This is a genomic window from Pseudomonas sp. NFACC51 (assembly GCF_900103575.1).
Lineage (GTDB): Bacteria > Pseudomonadota > Gammaproteobacteria > Pseudomonadales > Pseudomonadaceae > Aquipseudomonas > Aquipseudomonas fluorescens_Q.
In genome coordinates this window covers 155,174-174,551 of the sequence record NZ_FMXH01000014.1, presented here as the reverse complement: position 1 = coordinate 174,551, position 19,378 = coordinate 155,174, and the positions used below count along the sequence as shown (strand labels likewise).

Below are 19,378 nucleotides of genomic sequence, written 5' to 3'. Positions count from 1 at the left end.
CGCCGGCGCGATCAGCGATCCGGCAGGGTGATGTTGAGTTCCAGGATCGAGCAACTGCCCTGGCTTTCCAGTGCCACGTGCACGTCATCGCTACCGATGTTGACGTATTTGCGGATCACTTCCACCAGTTCCTTCTGCAAGGCCGGCAGGTAGTCAGGGGTGCTGCGTTGGCCGCGTTCGTGCGCCACGATGATCTGTAGACGCTCTTTCGCGACCGAGGCGGTACTGGGCTTTTTGTTGGCACGAAAGAAGTCAAAAAGGTTCATTACCTACCTCCAAACAGGCGCTCGAAGAAACCCTTCTTCGTTACATCGAGGAATCGATGCGCTACGGTTTTGCCCAGCAGGCGATCGACGGCATCGCTATATGCCTGGCCGGCGTCGCTCTGGTCGTCGAGAATCACCGGCACGCCGGAGTTGGAGGCCTTGAGTACCGCTTGGGATTCGGGAATGACGCCCAGCAGGGTGACCGCGAGGATTTCCTTGACGTCTTCGACGCCGAGCATTTCGCCGTCGCTGACCCGTTGTGGGTTATAGCGAGTCAGCAGCAGGTGTTCCTTGATCGGCTCTTCGCCCTTTTCGGCGCGGCGGGATTTGCTTGCCAGCAGGCCCAGCATGCGGTCGGAGTCGCGGACCGACGACACTTCCGGGTTGGTCACGACAATCGCCTCATCGGCGAAGTACATGGCCAGGTGGGCACCTTTCTCGATACCGGCCGGGGAGTCGCAGACCACGAACTCGAAGTCTTCCTTGAGTTGCATCAGGACTTTTTCCACGCCTTCCTGGGTCAGCGCGTCTTTGTCGCGGGTCTGGCTGGCGGCCAGCACGTAGAGGTTCTCAAGGCGCTTGTCCTTGATCAGGGCTTGTTGCAGGTTCGCTTCACCGTTGACGACGTTGACGAAGTCATAGACCACGCGACGCTCGCAACCCATGATCAGGTCCAGGTTACGCAGGCCGACGTCGAAGTCGACGATGACTGTCTTGTGGCCGCGCAGAGCGAGACCGGTACCGATAGCGGCGCTGGTGGTGGTCTTACCCACACCACCCTTGCCGGATGTAACCACGAGAATCTTGGCCAAGGTGTTTCACCCCTAAGGAAAAAGGACTTTTTCAGCCCCTGAAAAACATCTCTGGAAAACGGCTGCAATTGGACAGGCTTGGCTGGAATCGGATGTCGGACGGGGTCTACCTCCGGTAAACACTGCCTGATCCTTTTTCCTACGTCGTTTAAGCCGTTTTCGCTCGTTTTAGAGATGCTTGGAAAATGCGGCAGTATCCGTTAAAGCCGAATGATGTTCAACACGTCGCCCGACAGGCTGATCTGAACGCCCGCCCCCCACAACGGATCGCGGCGCAAATCCTCGGAGACCTTGTACTGCCCGGCGATGGAGACCAGTTCAGCGCTCAATTGCTGACAGAAGATCCTGGCTTTCGTATCCCCCTTGACGCCGGCCAGCGCGCGGCCGCGCATCGGGCCGTATACATGGATGTTGCCATCGGCCAGAAGTTCCGCGCCCGGGCTGACCGAGGACACCACGACCAGATCGCCACCCTGGGCATAGATCTGCTGCCCGCCGCGTACTGGCGAGGTGATCACGCGCGTCGGCTTGATGGTGGGCTCTGGTGGTTTTTCCGGGACTTTCCTGGCTTCGACCGGGCTCAGTTCCAGCACGCGCTCCCGGGCGCCGGACGGCGGCAGCACCGGAATGTCCACGGCGATGGCCGCGGCGATGTCTTCGATGCGGCTGGCGCGGATCGCCAGGGTGCGCAGGCCGTGCTGGCGGCAAACGCGCATCAGGCCTGGCAGGTCCACCGCGCCTTCGCCGGCCGGCAGCTTGTCCAGGGCCAGCACCAGCGGTGCATTGCTGAAGAAGTTCGGCGCCTGGGCGACTTTGGCCGCCAACTGCCGGTCAAGGCCTTCCAGGTCGTTGCGGGCCAGCTCCAGCACCGTAATGGCGAGCATGCTGCCCTTCAACTGGAACACGGGATCTTGGTCTAGCGGTTCGGTTTGGCTCATGGTCGGCGTACAACGGCTTGTCACTAAAAGTGCCGAGACTTATAACGAGATCGTCCGCCAGCCGCAACCCGGGTCGAACAATGTAGAATGCGCGGCCCATGTCTTAATGGAAGCTGTAATGGATCGCCCGCGTTTTCGAGCTGCATTTTTTCATCCGCGTTTCTGGCTGCTGTGGTGCGGCCTGGGCCTGCTGTGGCTGATCGTTCAATTGCCTTATCCGTTGTTGCTGCGGGTCGGTCGCGCACTGGGCGCGCTGATGTATCGAGTAGCCGGCGACCGACGGCGCATCGCCCGGCGCAATCTGGAACTGTGTTTCCCGCAAAAGTCCGCCGTCGAGCGCAAGCGTCTGCTCAAGGAAAACTTTGCCTCCACCGGCATCGCTTTTTTCGAAATGGCCATGAGCTGGTGGTGGTCGCGTTCGCGTTTGGCGAAACTGGCCCATGTCGAAGGGCTGGAGCATCTCAAGCAGGCCCAGCGCGAGGGCAAGGGCGTGATCCTGATGGCGCTGCATTTCACCACCCTGGAAATCGGCGCGGCGTTGCTCGGCCAGCAGCACACCATCGATGGCATGTACCGCGAGCACAAGAACCCGCTGTTCGACTACATCCAGCGCCGCGGCCGCGAGCGGCACAACCTCGACTCCCTGGCCGTGGAGCGTGACGACGTGCGCGGCATGCTCAAGCTGCTGCGCGCCGGGCGGGCGATCTGGTATGCGCCGGACCAGGATTACGGCCCCAAGCAGAGCGTGTTCGTGCCGCTGTTCGGCATCCAGGCCGCGACGGTCACCGCCACCAGCAAGTTCGCCCGCTTGGGCAAGGCGCTGGTGGTGCCCTTCATCCAGGAACGCCTGGCCGACGGCAGCGGTTATCGCCTGGTGATCCAGGCCCCGCTGACGGATTTTCCGGGCGAGACCGAGGAAGCCGATTGCATCCGAATCAACCAGTGGGTCGAGCAGTCGGTGAGTGATTGTCCTGAGCAATACCTCTGGGCCCACCGGCGCTTCAAGAGCCGTCCACCGGGCGAGCCGAAGCTGTACGACAAACGCGGTTGAGCCAATATCCGCCATTTTCAGCACCTTGAGCACGGAGCATTGCGATGACCCCAGCTGAACCGGTTACAGGTTTGATTCTTTCCGGCGGTGGGGCTCGAGCGGCGTATCAAGTAGGCGTGCTGGCGGCCATCGCCGAATTGTTGCCAGACGGTGCGGACAACCCGTTCCCGGTGATCGTCGGTACGTCGGCCGGGGCAATCAACGCCGTCAGCCTGGCGAGCGGGGCGATGGACTTCAAGACCGCCATCGAGCGGCTGACGGCGTTCTGGCAAGCGGTGCGCAGCCATCAGGTCATGCGCAGCGACTGGCGAGGCGTGATCGCCCAGGCGACGCGTTTCATTACCCACAGCCTGTTGGGCCTGGGGGCCAAGTTGCCCGTGGCGCTGATCGACAGTTCGCCGTTGCGCGAACTGCTCCAGGCCCAATTCCACGCCTCGGGTATCGAGCAGGCCATCGTCGAGCAGCAACTGCGCGCCGTGGCAGTGACGGCGTTCGGTTATGAATCCGGCCAGGCCGTCACCTTCTACCAAGGGCGCGGGACCATCGATGCCTGGCTGCGACATCGACGTATCGGGGTGCCGACGCAGTTATCGGTGGAGCACCTGCTGGCCAGCTCGGCGATTCCCTTGTTGTTCGCGCCGGTCAGGATCGGCCCGCAATACTTCGGTGACGGCGCGGTACGGCAATCGGCGCCCATCAGCCCGGCCTTGCACCTGGGGGCCAATCGGGTGCTGGTGATCGGCGTCAGCGGCAATCCCCGTGGCGCGGGTGGTCAGGATCCCGCCGAGCGCAGCTACACCGGCCTGCAACCGACCCTGGCGCAGATCGGCGGCCATATGCTCAACAGCACGTTCATTGACAGCCTGGAAAGCGACATCGAGTTGCTTGAGCGCCTGAACGGGTTCAGTCACCTGCTGCCCGCCGACGTACCGGCCCACGCCCTCGGCGCGGCGCCGGTGGACGTGCTGGTGATTTCCCCAAGCCAGCCGATCGACGAAATCGCCGCCCGTCATCGGCAGGAACTGCCCCGTGCGCTGCGGTTATTCTTGCGCGGGCCGGGCGCGACCAAGACCAGCGGCGCTGGGGTGCTGAGTTATTTGTTGTTCGAGTCGGGCTATTGCAGCGAACTGATCGAGCTGGGACGCCAGGATGCACTGGCGCAGCGTGAGGCGTTGAGTCGGTTTTTGGGGTTGGCTCAGGGATGAGTCCATCTCGAGCCCCTGTGGCAGCGGGCTTGCTCGCGAAAGCGGTGGATCAGCTTGCACTGATATTGAATGTTCAGTCGTCTTCGCGAGCAAGCCCGCTCCCACAAGGATCTGTGGCGGGCCTGAGACTGGGTCGGATCAGAAATGGTACTTGAGCAAGAAGCTGGTATTGCTCTGGTTGGTCTTGAACCCGTCGCTGTCTTCGATCCCGTACTTGTTCTTCCAGTAGTCGTACTCCACGCCCACATACAACTGCTTGGCACCGAGCTTCAACGCCTTGCCCAGGTCATATTTGATCTGCGGGTTGATGTGCAGGTTGGCGTGGTAGGTGCCCTTGGAGTTGGTGTCATTGTCCACCACCCAGTCGATGAAACCGTCGATCAGGAGGTCGGATGAGCCCATGGGGATGGTGTAGGCCCAGGTCGGGGTGATCTGCCAGACGTTGTCGCCGGCGCGTGGACCTTCGGTCTGGCGGTTGTAGAAGTTCAGCTGGAAGTAGTCGAAGCCGGGAATCGCCAGGTCGAAACCCGGGCCGATCAGGTAGGACTCGTTGTCGCCTTCGCCGAATTCATACGTCATGGCCAGCAGCACGTCCTTGATCGGACCCAGTTCCAGCTTCTGGTCGAAGATCTTGCCGAACGACAGGCGTGGGCTGAACTCACCGTAGTAGGTGTTCGGGCCGGACTGGCTGTCGTCCTGGCCGTTGTAGAAGATCCGGTCGAGGAAGAAGAAGTTATCCCCGTATTTCCAGGCATCGGCGTGTTCGAAGGTCACGGTCTGCTGGATGCGCGGGTTGACCTGGAAATCCTTGCCGTACAGGTAGGTCAGACTATTGTTCTGCCATTGGAACAGGTCATCGGCCATCGCTTGGCCTGCGACCAACAAGGCGCCTGCGAGTGTCAGGCTGGTGCATGTACGTTTCATTCGGTTTGCTCCCAAAGGTAAGTGGTACCGCCATTTTTTTTTCAGATCAGCGCTCTTGATGTGGCGCTTTTTTCTACGGATAAAAACATCCGTTCGGTCAGCTTTTTGCTCATGGCAGATGCTGATAGCAAGAGCTGAGCCAAACCCGAAAAAAGCTCGTCCGGCTATTTGGAACAGTCGAAAAAGATGTTTTCCAGGGACGTCCGATATCCCCGGTGATGCCTGGATAAGCTGGCGTTTCGGTCAGGATTCGATGATTTTTTTACGCTGCCCGGGTGTGAACGGCCGCGCAGGGTACGGGCTTGTCCTGGTGGGATCAAGTGCCCTGCAACGGCGCATTCGCGGCGAATTTGGGGCGCGGCTCAGTTGGTCCGCGCGCCCTGGTTGATCCACGCGCCGATCAGGTCGCGTTCCTGCTGGGTCATCTGGGTGATGTTGCCCAAGGGCATGATCTGGGTGGCCACGGCCTGGGCCTGGATGCGCGCAGCCTGTTGCTGGATCTGCTCTGGTGTATCGAACATCACCCCACCTGGTGCGGCGCTGAACAACGGGCTGGTGGGCTTGGCCGAATGGCAGACTGAACAGCGCTCCTGGATCACGCTGTGGACCTTCTCGAACGATGGGCCCTGAGCGTTGGCGGCCTGAGTGGGGGCCGATGCCGGTGCGGCCGGGGCGGTTGCCGGTTTCGCGCCGCCACCCACTGCCGTTTCCGGCAACGGTTGGTACTCGATCACGCCAGGTACCTTGGCTACTTCCGGCGTGGTGGGCATGGGCTTGGGCCCCGTGACATACGCCAGGCAGATCATCGCCAGGGCGCCGACTGGCAGCGTCCAGGCAAACCGGTTGCTGTCATGGCGCGTGTTGAAGTAATGCCGCACCAACACCGCCGCCACGGCGATCCCGGCCAGGATCAGCCAGTTGTACTGGCTGCCGTAGGTGCTCGGGAAATGGTTGCTGATCATGATGAACAGCACCGGCAGGGTGAAGTAGTTGTTGTGGCGCGAACGCAACAAACCCTTGGCCGGCAGTGCAGGATCGGGCGTGCGGTTCTCGGCGATGGCCGCCACCAGTGCACGTTGGGCTGGCATGATGATGCGGAACACGTTGCCGACCATGATCGTGCCGATGACCGCCCCGACGTGCAGGTAGGCACCGCGACCGCTGAACACCTTGCTGAACCCGTAGGCGGCGGCGATCAACAGCACAAACAGGATCAAACCGAGCAGGGCGGGGCGCTTGCCCAGGGCCGAGTCGCAGAGAAAGGAATAGACGAACCAGCCGACGAACAACGAGCCTATACCCAGCGCCACGCCTTCGGGGCCGCTGAGGCTGCTGCCGGGGGCCAGCAGGTATAGGGTCGGGTTCCAATAGAACACCACGCACAGCAGCGCGACACCCGACATCCAGGTGAAATAGGCTTCCCATTTGAACCAGTGCAGGTTGTCCGGCATGGACGGTGGCGCGAGTTTGTATTTTTCCAGGTGGTAGATGCCACCACCGTGGATGGCCCACAAGTCACCAGCCAGACCACTTTTTGGATTGACGCGATTGAGGTTGTTTTCCAGCCAGACGAAGTAGAACGACGCGCCGATCCAGGCCACGCCAGTGATCATATGAACCCAGCGCACGCTCAGGTTCAGCCATTCCAGCATATGTGCTTCCACAGTCTTTACCTCTCGCCCGTCACGCTTGTCTGCGCGTGATCGGACCTTCTCTTATTGGTGGGGGGCGAGGATTAGAAATTCATCCTCTTGGAAAAAATGCTCATCGCAGTTATTGCCTGTGCCACTGCGATCAACCACCAGGAAGTCATCCCGCTTTTCGATCGTCAGCACCGGGTGGTGCCAGACGCCGCGATGGTAATTAATGCCCTGCCTGCCGTTGGTGACGAAGGCGCGGACCAAGCCTGATACAGGTGCATCGCCAAGTGGCGCGACCACGATCAGAAAGGGGTTGCCGAGCAGCGGAATGAACGCCTGGCTGCCCAGCGGATGGCGCTCCAGCATGCGCACGGTCAACGGCATCTCCAACGCGTCGGCGCGGAAGATGCTGATGATCGCCTGATCGTCCGGCGTGGCGGTTTGCACCGTTGCCAGGCGATGGAAGCGCATGGTCGAGCCGTTGTTGATCATGAAGTGATCGCTGCCATCGGTTTCGATCACGTCACCGAACGGGGCGAAGGCTTCTTTGGTCAACGGTTCGATCTTGAGTGTGCGCATGCTGGTCTTCTTATCCAAAAAATTCTGTGTCGTTTGTTCAGCTTTTGTGGCGAGGGAGCTTGCTCCCGCTGGGTCGCGAAGCGGCCCTCGAAATGGGACTGCTGCGCAGTCCAGCGGGAGCAAGCTCCCTCGCCACAGGTGCGGTGTCTACTTCGCTATCTTGCCCAGCACCCGCAGACGACTCACGCCACCATCCGGGAACACGTTCAGGCGAATGTGGGTGATCGGTCCCAGGACCTTGATCTGCTCGGCGAAGGTGTGTTCGGCGTGCATTTCCAGTTTCTGGCTGGGCAACAGCTCACGCCAGAACAGCGATTGAGTTTCGATCTGGCTGTCGGTGCCGCCCTTGACGAACGCGCCCTGGATCGAGCAACTGTCGGGGTAGTTGCCCTTGAAGTGCAGGGTGTCGACGATGACTTGCTCAACGATGCCGGCGTGGCCCAGGGCGACGATGACCCAGTCATTGCCCGGGGTGCGACGACGGGCGGTTTCCCAGCCATCACCCATGTTGACGCCACGACCCGGGTTGAGGATGTTGCTCATGCGGCCGAAGTGTTCATCGGAGCAGGCCAGGGCACGGCCTCCGTTGAGGGCTGCGGCCAGGTCGATCTGTTCGTTGTCGCCCACGGCCGACCAGTCGCGGTACGGAATGCCGTAGACCCGCAACCGAGCCACGCCGCCATCGGGGTAAATATTGAAACGCAGATGGCTGAAGGCCTGGTCGTTGTTGATTTCGTGATAGTGGTGGCTGTTGCCTTGCAACTCGACGGCCGACAGCACTTCAGTCCATTGGGTGTTTTCGTCTGGCTCGCCTTCAGTCAGGAAGCAGGCTTCGAGGGAGGCCGACGGGGGATAGTTACCGGTGAAGAATGAGGTGTCGATGTCCACGCCTTTGATCGAACCCGCCACGCCCAGGCGGATCACTGCGCTGTCGTAGCCTTCGAAGCGCTTGCGCCGCGATTCCCAGCCGTCCATCCACTTGCCGTTGTCGTCGAACACGCCCTCCTTCCACACGGCCGGGGTCGGCTGGAACAGACGGTTGGCGTCGGCGAACCAGTCATCGGTGACCGAGATGATCTTGGTGCCGAGGCGGGCGTCGGCCAGGTTGACGAACTTCTCGAAAGGTACGGCGTAAGCTTTCATTCTTCTTGTCTGCCTTTAATAAGTTGGCTGGGGATGCTTGCAGGAGGCTGCTCGCTAAAGGGTCAGTAGTCGGAACAACGCGATCTTGTTGATCTCTGCCAGCGCGCATTTGAATTCGGTGTCTACCGAGTGATGGATGCGCGTTTCGAACGCCGCGAGGATCTGATGCCGGTTGCTGCCTTTTACCGCCATGATGAAGGGAAACTTGAACTTGGCCTTGTAGGCGTCGTTCAGCTCGGTGAAGCGCTGAAACTCTTCGGCCGTGCATTGATGAATACCGGCGCCGGCCTGTTCGTTCGTGCTGGCTTCGGTCAGTTGGCCCTGGACGGCAGCTTTGCCGGCCAGGTCCGGGTGAGCATTGATCAGTGCCAGCTGGCTGGCGTGATCGGCACTCAACAGGATGTCGCTCATGCGCTGGTGCAGGGTTTCGATCTGGTCGATCGACAGGTCCTGGCCCAGGTCGAAAGCCTTTTCGGCGACCCATGGCGAATGTTCGTAGATGTCGGCAAAAGCCCGGATGAAGGCTTCACGGCTCAAGGTCGAGGGCTTGAGGGTCTGGAAGGCGCTCATTTCGACGCTCCTGGTTTCGAAGCCCCTTGATACGGATGGGTCTGCTGCCAGTGACGCGCAATGTCGACACGACGACTGAACCAGACGTGTTCATGGCCTTTGACGTATTCGAGGAAACGCTTGAGGGACGCCAGGCGGGCAGGGCGGCCGATCAGGCGGCAATGCAAGCCTATGGAGAGCATCTTGGGGGCTTCGGCGCCTTCGGCATACAGCACGTCGAAGGCGTCCTTGAGGTATTGGAAGAAATCATCGCCCTTGTTGAAACCCTGCACCTGGGTGAAGCGCATGTCGTTGGTGTCGAGGGTGTAGGGGATCACCAGATGCGGTTTGCCATTGGGCGTGTTCGGTTCCCAGTAGGGCAGGTCGTCGTCGTAGGTGTCGCTGTCATAGAGAAAACCGCCTTCCTCCATGACCAGCCGGCGGGTATTGGGGCCGGTGCGACCGGTGTACCAACCCAGCGGGCGCTCGCCAGTGATTTCGGTGAGGATGCGGATCGCTTCGAGCATGTGCTCGCGCTCCTGGGCCTCATCCATGTATTGGTAGTCGATCCAGCGATAGCCGTGGCTGCAGATTTCGTGACCGGCGGCGACCATGGCACGGATCACCTCCGGATGGCGCTGGGCGGCCATGGCCACGGCGAAAATGGTCAGCGGGATATCGAATGCCTTGAACAGCTTGAGGACCCGCCAGACCCCGGCACGGCTGCCATACTCGTACAGCGATTCCATGCTCATGTTGCGTTCGCCCTGCAGCGGTTGTGCCGCGACCATCTCCGAGAGGAACGCCTCGGATTCCTTGTCGCCATGCAGGATGTTGCGCTCGCCGCCTTCTTCGTAATTGAGCACGAAGGACAGGGCGATACGGGCATTGCCCGGCCACTGCGGATGGGGAGGGTTATTGCCGTAACCGATCAGGTCGCGTGGGTAGTCAGCGCTCACTGCAGTTTTCCTTCTTGTTCGAACCATGTGGGTGGCGCCCTGGCGATGGATCATAGGCTGGCGTCACGACGATGGAGTGATTGTATACAACTTTATATGCGATTTGTAAGCCTGGTTTTTTGCATTTTTCACCGCTGTCCCGGGTTTGTCTACACTGCAAGAAACCTGCCCATATGGTCAATTAATGGTTGGAAGAATGGCGTATCCGTTGGTTTGGCTTAAGATTGGGCGGGAACCTTTGTCGGGACGAGTGCCGACTGAATATCTGTTTTTTATTGTGTACAATTTTCTTTTAAAGTGTCTTAATTCGCTCATCGCCGTAGTGTTTCGTGCTCCGAAACGGTGCGGCCTGTCTTTCAACTGATTCAGGAGGCGTCGCGCCGGACTGCCCAGCAGCGAGGCACGCACAATCAATGGGACGTTTGACTACTCACGTTTTGGATGCTGCACACGGCTGCCCGGGCAGCTCGATCAAGGTCGAGTTGTACCGCGTGGAAGGTTCGCAACTGCAGCTGGTCGCCAGCGCGCTGACTAACAGCGACGGTCGCTGCGACGCGCCGCTGCTGCAAGGGGATAACTACCGTTCGGGCGTCTATCAGATTCAATTCCATGCCGGCGATTACTACCGCGCCCGTGGTGTCCAGTTGTCCGAGCCGGCGTTCCTGGATGTGGTGGTGCTGCGCTTCGGCATTTCGGCCGAGCAGGAGCATTACCACGTGCCCCTGCTGATTTCGCCTTACGCCTATTCAACCTATCGAGGCAGTTGAGCCCCCAAGCAACTGCCTGGTCCTGGAAGCCACTGCGCATAAAGCTTCTTTGGTTTTTCGCCCGCTCACACTGCGGGCTTTTTTTGCGCGGCGTATTTACAGCCTGGAATTGTCATCCCGGATGATGAAGACCGTGTCGGCAATGCCTGGACGGATTTCAGTACCGCCTTTGAGCCAGATGATTTTGTTGGCAGCGTGGGCGTCCCTGACGACTTTCGCCGCGGCTTCGCCGAGCTGGTTTTCCAGGAGGACGCCGGCTGTATTGGGGTCCAGGTACGTTGGCAGGGAAATCTTTGGGATCCTGGTGCGATGCAGGCTCATGAAAAATACATGGTCATGCTCGGCGCGTTGGAATACCAATGCCGGGAAACTATTGTAGGAGCTTGGCTCCATGACCGTGTAGCCGTTGCGGGTCAGAAGGGCGGCCATAAAGCGTTTGAACTCCACGGGTGTGTACGTCGACTGGAAAGAAAGCCACTGTCGCTGGAACCGCATGGGATCAAAATCCAGCCGCTCCAGCGTCCCCGTCGAAAATGGGGCGGGCAGGGTTATCGAGCGGGCAGCCCCTCTGGAGGAGGCCGTGGTCGCAAGCGTTGGCAGCATCAAGAGCGGATCGGACCATTGCGGATGCGGCGCGAGGTTGGCGTTTTTCCAGCCGTTGAAAATCTGGCGCAGCGCGGTCAAGCCCGCGGCATCGGCGAACGGTCCGTTATTGGCGAGTTCGAATTGCTTTCTTGCGATGTTTTCCAAGGTGACTGTCGTGACTTCTGGAAAACAATCCCTGACGTAAGCCGTCAGTGGTTTTTCAAAGGGAAGCCGGGCGTCAATTTCCCACTGGTTATCCGGTGGGATTTGCATTGCGCCTCGGGGCTGCTCGTCAGGCGTATGCCGGAGGGTAGCTTCCAACAGGTCAAAATCATAGGTGGGATGAGTGGGCGGCTGAACGTAGGCGATCGGATGTTCTCGCGCGTCGCTGCGTGTCACCACCTTGTAGTGGACGTTGTCCAGGGTGATGAACTCGGACACCATGAATCTTGGGTCGATCCCCCAATTCTTACTGAATACCGGGGCGCTTTGCCCAGGTGCTTCGCTTTGTGAGGTCGTCGCGCGCTGACGCTTAGGCGCGGTCACTGGCGACGCCTCATCATCCGATAGCCTATGGGGCGTGGAAGCAAGATCGGAATCATCGTCGTGCATCGCCTCTCGGTGCGGAATCTGACGCCATAGGTGGCTGCCTTCCACTTGCTCCAGGCGTGGTCCGGAAGCGACGAGTTCGATGCCTGATCGGGCCCTGTAGTTCTGTTCGGAATCGCGTCCAAGCAGCACCGTCCCACCCTCTGAAAGCTCGACGTAAGTGCGTGTCCTGAACGTCCGGATCCCAGACGTTGCGTCCGGCTCCGATAACATGGGCACCAGCTCGGGTGAAAGGTAGTAGTCGTCCAGCGATACCGAGGCAGGGGCTTCACGGATGGTGGCCGGTGATGCCATTTCGGATATCTGAATGGTCGAGAGCAAAGATTCAGGCGTTTCGATCGCGTGCTCGGTTGGCGAGACGGATGGTGGATCGATCCCCTCTCCCCTCACTGGGTTTGCGAGCGTTGTTTCCGCTGTCGTATCGCGGCTGGAGTGAGGTGTATCGGGGGGCGACTTTGGCGGCTTGGGCCGGGTGTTTTGTCTTGGACTCATTGAAAATGCCTGTTCTTGAGTTTGAAAAATAGTGTTGATTCATGCGGCCATGAAGCGAGCGGCCTGTCGCATAGCGGGCAGGCCCAGGGCTTGAGAATGTTCGTGGAAAACCAACAGGCAGATGCGGTACATATGTATGGCGTCTGGAAAAAACTTCGAAAAGATGCCTGAAGCCTATATCTGTTCGGGAGAGGGCTCAGCCAATGAGAGGAGCCAGCCCATTTGCGAAAGCCTGATGCCGAAGACCGCGCTCAGGGCTAGCGCCCGGGCAAACATCACCGAGTGTGCCAATGTGACGCTCTCCATCAATTCCACGCACTTGCCACGCAACGAACGCAGGGCTTCATCCCCCATGGGTGGGGTCTGGCTGAGGCCATCGCGGGCCAGGTCCTGATAGATCTGGAGGGCGTGTTCACACAGGTCTGTTTTTCTCAGGTCCGCCGTCTCAATGACTCGGGACTTATCGGTGTCGAGGATCCATTGGCGGGTTTTGAGGTTATAGCTCAAGTTGCCGGGAGACCCATCCTTGACAGCAATGTGAAGGACCTTCAGTTCTTCGGATGCCAGGCTGGACAGTTCGCTGGGCAACACTGCGCTGGGATCGGCGAGTGGGACAAAGTACCGGCCATCGAGCGCTTCTACATAAACTCGCTCGAACAGACTGTCGACAGCATGGACAACGCCTCGTGCGGTGATGACGCGTATCTGGTCGACAAGGTCTCCAGCTTCATGGACTGGAAGATGAATGATTGCTGTGCCGATCCGCAGCAGGTTGGAGGAAAACGTGATCTCAACTGGCCCGAGGTGCCGGGCGTCGAATTCCCATAGCGAGGCCCGGGGGAGTCGAGGATTGGCGCCGGCCAGCGCGCCCGGCGTGGACAGGCGTAGCGTCATGTCCGGGCTCAAGTGAACAAGGTAGGTGGCGCCTTCGCCAATCAGGACTTCGATGCCTGTCTGTTCGGTAGGGGATGTGAGCAGGGCGCAGGCTGCCCAACTGCGCATGTAGTGGGGATGCTTGTCCAAGGGCTGTAGGTAGGCGTAGTGCTTTCTCGTCGGTGTGAGTGCCCGTGACGCTTCTGTTTTCCACTCGACCGGGTCTTTACCGATGAATGTTTTGTCCAGCAACAGATCATAGTCAGGCGAGGGTTGGACCAGGCGGTAGGATGAGCCGTCGTTCATGACCAGAATGAACGTGTGATGCGAACCCAAGGCGGAAAATGCACGCCGCCCTGTCTGCGGGTTTTGCGCGCTATAACGTTCATCGGAACTTGCCAGGTTCTTCAAGACGACTCGGCGAACGCCAAAGTGTAATGTCAGGCCACATTCGCCGTATTTTACGGTATCCCCTTCGGCTTCCTGAGTGGCGTGGGCGCTGTAATGGGCTTCGATACGGGTCAGTTCAGCGTCGCTATAGTCCAGATGGAGGGTGGTGGAGAATTTGCTTTTTTGCTTGACCTTGAGCGTGGTGAGTTCATTGATGCGTGAAACGTAAAAACTCGTGTCTTTGTCATGGGCGATCTGCTGCTCGCTTCGTCCATTGAGGATGGCCGGGTTTCGTGGTGTTCCTGCCTGCACCACGATGGCTTCAATGTCCAGCGGACCGCGGTGCTCGATCGTGTCAGGCAGGTCGGGTACCAAATGGTAGCCATCCTGGGTGATGAACGTCAGCTTATTGTTTTGTAGGGGGCTTGGATAATCGATGTCTTCATAGACGTTCCTGATGATGACTTTTCGAAGCGCCCAGTCGTTTGCGTCGAAGCAGGACGTCATAACCAAGTGACCTTCTTCTATTCGCCAGCTTTCAATCAGGTCCGCTCTCCAGTCCAGAGCGATGACGCTGTTGCCTACGCCATCTTCGCTGATGGAGACACAACCGGGTTTATGTGCAATGGCATAGACATCATCGCCAGGTCCACCGTCTGCATTACGGTTGTTTCCATTCAGGAGAAAAATCCGGTCATTTCCCGCGCCGGCCTCGATTGAGTCATTGCCGCGGGATTTAATAATGTTCGGGCCGGCGCTACCCTTGATGACGTTGGCACCGCCCTCGGGGATTTCGACATTTTCAATGCCTTCAAGGCGCGCATGGGGAGTGTGTTCGCTCTCTGTTTGATGACTGGCTTGAGTGATGACGGATACGTGCCCGGCCTCCAGGTCGACCTGATAGCCCAGGCGCGGCTCCTGACTATTGCGGGTGCGACCTGATAAGATGAGCGTATCGTTGCCCAGGCCTCCCACCAGGGTATTCGTTGTTTGTCCTCCACTGAGAGACTCTGCCGAGCCCTCGAAGATGAAAACGTCATCTTTCACGCCGCCGGTCAGTTTTTTAACGCCCGCCCCGTAATGGAAGACATTTGGCTGGTTTTCAACGCCTAGAACCGTGTCGTCGCCACCGCCGATATACCAATGGATGCCTTTATCTTCCGCCGACGTTTCAATGACTGCGCCGGGCGTCTGAGCAGTAACGCCACTTCGCGCGTCGATCCAGTCGTCGCTGTCCTTGATCCTGGGACGTACTGTGGTCGCCTGGTATTGTTCTCCCGTCCACCAATTCCAAGTGGTGTAGGTCACCGGTTCGAGTTCTACGGTGAATGCTCCGTTTACGATCGCCTCAGTGCTGTCTTTCAACGGGCCCTTGAGCAAGTACAAGGCATTGGCCCGCAGCCGCTTGGTATGTTCGGCGGTCGCCTTGGCGAGGGTGTAGCGATCCTGGATGTCTTTATCAGGGCTGATTGCCCAGAAAGCGAGCCAACCGGTGCGCAGGCGCTCGTGCGCGGTGAGTTCGATATAGTCGTCGATTTCATCGACTTGACGAATCGCGCCCCAGATTTGTGATCCCACCACCAGGATAAGCCCCGCGGCAAGGCCCACGGGTCCGGCTGAACTGAAGCCTGCCAGTGCGGCGATGCCGAGGGTCAAGCTCATGGCCGCACTGGTGACGCTCAAGGCGGCGCTGACGTAGTGGTCGGTGGCTTCCTTGCCGGTGGCGCGGGCGGCGGCCTTGAAAGAGTCGACAGCGGCGATGATATCGAAAGGCAGTGTCAGTACGCTGGCGATCAGGCTGCTTCCACGGGCGAGCCTTATGGCGAAGCCTGTTTTGGCGAAATCCCTGAGGGCGCTCTGGCCGGCCTTGATCATCTGAGTGGCTTGTCGGGTCACCGCTGCCTCGACCCCGATCGAGGCCATCTCGGCCGCCACGCCGGCCCCGTTGAAGACCGTCTGGTAAGCGTCCTTGTTCTGGATGGCGTCCTGCAGGCCTCGCAGACCGCTGTAGATGCCGAAGGCCTGGAGGCCAAGGCCCGTTGGGATGAGGAGGTTGCTCTTCGCTTGGCTCACCCAACTCATGGTTTGCGAGAGCGCATGGAGGTTGAGTCTCTGGGCGGCGTTCAAAAGCTTTTCAAGCGTGCTTCGATACCCGGTTGGTTCAGCCTGTGTATCAGGACTTTCTTTCAACAAGGGGCGCGCCGTGGGCGAACGTTGACTCGCCATTTCGAAAAGCAAAGTGGGTAACCGATAGTCGTCCACATCGCTGGTGATCGTCATACGCGTTTCGATGTCAACGGCGCTGAACTGCAGCGAGTTCAAGAAAAAGCGATTGGGGGTGCGGAAAAAAGTATTGTCCCCTGTCAGCGGTTGTCCATCGGTCGTGGCGCCCAACGCATCCAGGGCTGAACGGGTCACCTTCACGGTGCCGATAGAGAGTGGGCCATAAAGTTTATCCACGACATCGAGTTGGGCCTGCCGATGCTTGTGTTCGGCGCTGAGCGGCGTCTCATCGGCCACCCTGAAATCGAGTGTTTCGACGGTGTGCTCATTGGCATGAAAGCCCAGGTCCGTAATGACTACGGCGTGCTCGTCAGAAACAGGGGAGGGATAGAAAACCTTGGTCATTGTGAACGTCCTTGTTCAACGATGATGTGAATGGCCCTCTATCTAAGGTGTTTTCCTGAAGGGTGTACATCGATTGGTTGTTGCGGTGTTTTGCGAAAGCCCGACATGAAAAACGACGGGTTCAGTGACTGGACAGTAAAGAGGCTGCGCCCGCGCCGCTAAATAATCCGGCACTGATGCGATTGAACCAGCTCTGGCCTTTTCCCGTACGCAAGTACCGCGCCGCGCCGTGGGCGCCGAGACCGTAGGCCAGCTTGCACAGCAGGTCGAGTACGGTCCAGGTGGCGATCATGATCAACAGTTGCGGCAGGAACGCTTGCTCGGCGCTCAAGAATTGCGGCAGGAACGCGGCGAAGAACAGGATGTCCTTCGGGTTGCTGGCGCCCAGCACGAACGCCCGGCCGAAGAGGGCGCCAAAGCGTGGGACGGCTGCGGCCTGGGGCACTTCGGCGCCTTGGGCGGGTTGGCGCGACTGCTGCCAGCTCTGCCAGGCTAGATAAAAAAGGTACAGCGCACCAACGATCTTCAGGGCGCTGAACAGTTGCTCCGAGGCCATCAACAACGCACCGAGCCCCAGCGCCGATGCGCTCAACAGGCAGATCGAGGCGATTACGCCGCCGAGGAACGCCGGGTACGAGCGGCGCAGGCCGTAGTTCAGGCTATTGCCGATCATCAACAGCGACAGAGGGCCGGGGATGAGGATCACCACCAAGGCGGCGCCGCTGAACAACAGCCAGGTTTCCAGATTCATTGCGTGGGTCCTCAGGTGCAAAAGCCTCATCCAAGGGATGAGGCGGGTGGCTAGGTGTATCGCTTACAAGAAGATGAACTTGGCGATGAAGATCGCGCAGAGCACCCACAGGCTGACGGAGATTTCCTTGTGTTTACCGGTGCCGGCCTTGAGCACCACATAGGTGATGAAACCCAGGGCGATACCGTCGGCGACCGAGAACGTCAGGGGCATCATGATGGCCGTGACGATGGCCGGGATACTGTCGGTCGCCTCGTCCCATTCGATATGGGCCATGCCGCCCATCATCAGCATGGCGACGTAGATCAACGCGCCGGCCGTGGCGTAGGCCGGGATCATCCCGGCCAGCGGTGCGAAGAACATGGCGGCAATAAATAGCACACCGACGGTCACGGCGGTAAGCCCCGTCCGGCCACCCGCCGCTACACCGGCGGCGCTTTCCACGTAGCTGGTCACCGGCGGCACGCCAACCATGGCGCCGAATACACTGGAGGCGCTGTCGGCTTTCAAGGCGCGGGACAGGTTCTCGATCTTGCCGTCGGCTTTCACCAGGCCGGCGCGCTGGGCAACGCCCATCAGGGTGCCGGCGGTGTCGAACATGTGCACGAACAGGAAGGCCAGCACCACGCTGATCATGCTGACGTTGAACACACCGGCTACGTCCATCGCCATCCAGGTGGGAGCCAGGCTCGGTGGTGTCGACATGACGCCGTTGTACTGCACCAATCCCAGGCCCCAACCGGCCAGGGTCACCGCGATGATGCTGATCAGGATCGCGCCGAACACGCGGTGATAACTGAGCACGGCGATCATCAGGAAGCACACCGCGGCCAACAATGGACCGGGCTCACGCAACGAGCCGAGCTTGATCAGGGTCGCGGGGCTGTCGACGATGATCCCGGCGGTTTTCAGGCCGATCAGTCCGAGGAACAAGCCGACCCCCGCGCCCATGGCGAACCGCAGGCTCACTGGAATGCTGTTGAGCAGCCACTCGCGCACCCGTGACAGGGTCAGGATCATGAACAGCACACCGGAAATGAACACCGCGCCCAACGCGGTTTCCCAGTTGTAGCCCATGGTCCCGACCACGGTGTAGGTGAAGAACGCGTTCAAGCCCATGCCTGGCGCCAGGCCCACCGGCCAGTTGGCGTACAGCCCCATCAGCAGGCAACCCAGGGCCGCGGCGATGCAGGTGGCGACGAAGGCGGCGCCGTGGTCGATGCCGGCGTCGGCCATGATGTTGGGGTTGACGAAGATGATGTAGGCCATGGTGATGAAGGTTGTCAGGCCGGCAATCAGCTCGGTCTTCACCGTGGTGCCATGCAAGCTGAGTTTGAAGATGCGCTCCAGCCAGCCACTGCGTAGCGGCGGCGAGAGGTCCAGCGTCCGGGCTTCGGGTTTGCGGCTTTCCACAGCGAGTACTCCTCAAGAGTCTTATTGTTATTTCCAGCACCGCATACGCCCTGGGGGTGGTTGCGATGCGCTGAGGCAGGTAAGGCTGGCGAAGTATGTTGACCTATTGGTCAGGAACTCGCACGAAGCGAATTATGCTTTTGTATACAAATAATGCAAATAATGTTTTCTGTGTTGTCGACGAAATGTCGGGCGATAGGGATATATCGCCGTTGCGGGCGCTATCGCGAGCACGCTTTGCTCCCACAGCGAGCGTCCGCTGAGACCCTCCGTGGGAGCAAGGCTTGCCCGCGATGGCGATAGACCGGGCAATACACAGCTTGCGGAGGAAACTCAGTCGACAGCCACCTGTCCCTTCCCCAGTGCCAGGTTTACCGCTAACCAGCCATTCACCGCCGCCTCCCCAGCCTCGGTAAACACCCGCTCCAGCAATTTCACCTGCTCACGCCGCAACGCCTGTTCGAACCGCTCGCCCTCGGCCGTCAGTTCCAGCAGCCGTTTACGCTTGTCGGTCTCGGACGCGACGCTGTTCACCAGGTGCATTTCCATCAGCTGCCGCAACGGCATGTTCAGCGCTTGCTTGCTCACGCCAAGAACCGCCAGCAACTCCTTCACGCTCAGGGACGGGTAGCGGGCGATGAAAAAAACGATTCGCTGGTGCACCCGGCTCAACCCGCGGCGCTCGAGCATTTCATCGGCCTTGGCGGTGAACGCCTGGTAACCGAAGAAGAACGCTTCCATGGCCATTTGTTGGGAAGTTGGGTTTTTAAGGTCAAGCATATTGACGTATCTACACGGGGCGGC

The 19,378-nt window shown here is 59.6% G+C and carries 17 protein-coding genes; 3 read left to right on the top strand and 14 right to left on the bottom strand.

Annotation, left to right across the window (positions count from 1 at the left end; genetic code table 11):
- Window positions 1–11: 11 nt before the first annotated feature.
- The 3 genes from minE to minC all read right to left on the bottom strand — a co-directional run bounded on the left by minE (window position 12) and on the right by minC (window position 2,016).
- Window positions 12–266, bottom strand: coding sequence for a cell division topological specificity factor MinE (minE, locus tag BLT00_RS24425; RefSeq protein ID WP_003179111.1), 255 nt, complete (start codon window positions 264–266; stop codon window positions 12–14).
- Window positions 266–1,078: a septum site-determining protein MinD gene (gene minD / locus BLT00_RS24420; RefSeq protein WP_058542331.1), complete on the bottom strand. Its 813-nt coding sequence runs from the start codon at window positions 1,076–1,078 to the stop codon at window positions 266–268. The genes minE and minD overlap by 1 nt, the downstream gene beginning before the upstream one ends.
- Before the next feature lie 200 nt (window positions 1,079–1,278).
- The gene (gene minC / locus BLT00_RS24415; RefSeq protein WP_063324805.1) at window positions 1,279–2,016 is read right to left on the bottom strand and encodes a septum site-determining protein MinC; all 738 of its coding nucleotides are present in this window, start codon (window positions 2,014–2,016) and stop codon (window positions 1,279–1,281) included.
- 118 nt (window positions 2,017–2,134) lie between these two features.
- Between minC and BLT00_RS24410 the strand changes: the two genes are divergently transcribed.
- A complete protein-coding gene (locus tag BLT00_RS24410) occupies window positions 2,135–3,067 on the top strand; it encodes a lipid A biosynthesis lauroyl acyltransferase (protein ID WP_092147733.1) in 933 nt (310 codons plus the stop codon).
- Window positions 3,068–3,111: 44 nt separating this feature from the next.
- Window positions 3,112–4,272, top strand: coding sequence for a patatin-like phospholipase family protein (locus tag BLT00_RS24405; RefSeq protein ID WP_092147736.1), 1,161 nt, complete (start codon window positions 3,112–3,114; stop codon window positions 4,270–4,272).
- Between the two features lie 138 nt (window positions 4,273–4,410).
- Here BLT00_RS24405 and BLT00_RS24395 read toward each other — a convergent pair whose 3' ends face one another.
- The 6 genes from BLT00_RS24395 to puuE form a co-directional block, all read right to left on the bottom strand.
- Window positions 4,411–5,196 (bottom strand): outer membrane protein OmpK, encoded by a 786-nt coding sequence (locus BLT00_RS24395; RefSeq protein ID WP_092147742.1) that lies wholly within the window; start codon window positions 5,194–5,196, stop codon window positions 4,411–4,413.
- Between the two features lie 362 nt (window positions 5,197–5,558).
- Window positions 5,559–6,860 (bottom strand): urate hydroxylase PuuD, encoded by a 1,302-nt coding sequence (locus BLT00_RS24390; protein WP_092147745.1) that lies wholly within the window; start codon window positions 6,858–6,860, stop codon window positions 5,559–5,561.
- A gap of 51 nt (window positions 6,861–6,911) precedes the next feature.
- Entirely contained in the window at window positions 6,912–7,415 is a 504-nt protein-coding gene (locus tag BLT00_RS24385) for an ureidoglycolate lyase (RefSeq protein ID WP_092147750.1), read from the bottom strand.
- A gap of 147 nt (window positions 7,416–7,562) precedes the next feature.
- Window positions 7,563–8,558 (bottom strand): allantoicase, encoded by a 996-nt coding sequence (alc, locus tag BLT00_RS24380; protein WP_092147753.1) that lies wholly within the window; start codon window positions 8,556–8,558, stop codon window positions 7,563–7,565.
- 54 nt (window positions 8,559–8,612) lie between these two features.
- The gene (uraD, locus tag BLT00_RS24375) at window positions 8,613–9,128 is read right to left on the bottom strand and encodes a 2-oxo-4-hydroxy-4-carboxy-5-ureidoimidazoline decarboxylase (protein ID WP_092147756.1); all 516 of its coding nucleotides are present in this window, start codon (window positions 9,126–9,128) and stop codon (window positions 8,613–8,615) included.
- Window positions 9,125–10,066: an allantoinase PuuE gene (gene puuE / locus BLT00_RS24370; protein WP_063324813.1), complete on the bottom strand. Its 942-nt coding sequence runs from the start codon at window positions 10,064–10,066 to the stop codon at window positions 9,125–9,127. The genes uraD and puuE overlap by 4 nt, the downstream gene beginning before the upstream one ends.
- A gap of 413 nt (window positions 10,067–10,479) precedes the next feature.
- On the opposite strand from puuE, the gene uraH reads away from it, so the two are divergent.
- Window positions 10,480–10,833 (top strand): hydroxyisourate hydrolase, encoded by a 354-nt coding sequence (gene uraH / locus BLT00_RS24365; RefSeq protein WP_063324814.1) that lies wholly within the window; start codon window positions 10,480–10,482, stop codon window positions 10,831–10,833.
- A gap of 96 nt (window positions 10,834–10,929) precedes the next feature.
- On the opposite strand, the gene BLT00_RS24360 is transcribed toward uraH, so the two are convergent.
- From BLT00_RS24360 to BLT00_RS24340, 5 genes are all read right to left on the bottom strand, one after another.
- Window positions 10,930–12,519 carry a hypothetical protein gene (locus BLT00_RS24360; protein WP_139199629.1) on the bottom strand — a complete coding sequence of 530 codons (1,590 nt, stop codon included), beginning with the start codon at window positions 12,517–12,519 and terminating at the stop codon, window positions 10,930–10,932.
- Between the two features lie 174 nt (window positions 12,520–12,693).
- The gene (locus BLT00_RS24355; protein WP_175456243.1) at window positions 12,694–16,410 is read right to left on the bottom strand and encodes a calcium-binding protein; all 3,717 of its coding nucleotides are present in this window, start codon (window positions 16,408–16,410) and stop codon (window positions 12,694–12,696) included.
- Window positions 16,411–16,531: 121 nt separating this feature from the next.
- Window positions 16,532–17,161 (bottom strand): LysE family translocator, encoded by a 630-nt coding sequence (locus BLT00_RS24350; RefSeq protein WP_092147762.1) that lies wholly within the window; start codon window positions 17,159–17,161, stop codon window positions 16,532–16,534.
- A 63-nt stretch (window positions 17,162–17,224) separates the two neighbouring features.
- Window positions 17,225–18,574: an NCS2 family permease gene (locus tag BLT00_RS24345; RefSeq protein ID WP_063324817.1), complete on the bottom strand. Its 1,350-nt coding sequence runs from the start codon at window positions 18,572–18,574 to the stop codon at window positions 17,225–17,227.
- Window positions 18,575–18,907: 333 nt separating this feature from the next.
- On the bottom strand, window positions 18,908–19,354 hold the full coding sequence (locus BLT00_RS24340) for a MarR family winged helix-turn-helix transcriptional regulator (protein ID WP_092147764.1): 447 nt from the start codon (window positions 19,352–19,354) through the stop codon (window positions 18,908–18,910).
- Window positions 19,355–19,378 lie beyond the last annotated feature (24 nt).